1 protein-coding gene is annotated in these 605 nt (G+C 60.2%); it reads right to left on the reverse strand.

Annotated features, from left to right (window positions below; all coding sequences use genetic code 11):
• Positions 1–605, reverse strand: a 605-nt coding sequence (locus tag ACQUSQ_RS14860; RefSeq protein WP_435070318.1) for an archaellin/type IV pilin N-terminal domain-containing protein, incomplete at both ends; no start/stop codon positions are given.

Here is a 605-nt window from a genome sequence, read left to right on the forward strand (position 1 = left end):
CGGATGATGGAGGTCGCACCGCTTTCCGTGTTAATCCGCAGGGTTGCAGTCTGACCGGATTCGAGGGGCGCGTTAGCGAAGGCGCCGTTGGTGTCGAGTGCGGTCATGTTGATGGTGATGACCAGTCGGTCGGTCCGGCTGTTCAGGATGAGTCCGTTGCCACGGCTGGCGTTGATAGACGAGTCGTCGTCCTGAAGCGCTTCCGTGTCGCTAATCGCGGTTTCGTTCGTGAACGGATAGCGGTCGGTGCCGTCCGGTCCGATGAACTCGAACGTGGTCGCGCTCATGTTGATGTCGTTCGCCCCCGGCGACTTCTGGACCACCATCGATATCTCGTTCACCGCCAAGGACTGCTCGGAAGCGGAGAGGTTCTCCGAATCCTCCGCGACTACACTTTGACTCGAACTATTGTAGACGGAGACGTTCCCCGTTTTCGAGACCGGTTCGAGCCGGTCGGTGACCTGTGCGCTGCTCTGTTGACCCGTCTGTTCAGACTGCGTCTGGAGGAAGCCAGCCGTGTTAATCAGCACGCCGGCCGCAATCGCTGCGACCAGGACCATCGCGATGAACACGATGAGCGTCCCGATACCGACCTGACCCCTGTC

The sequence above is a fragment of the Haloplanus sp. C73 genome (assembly GCF_051195115.1).
Taxonomy (GTDB): domain Archaea; phylum Halobacteriota; class Halobacteria; order Halobacteriales; family Haloferacaceae; genus Haloplanus.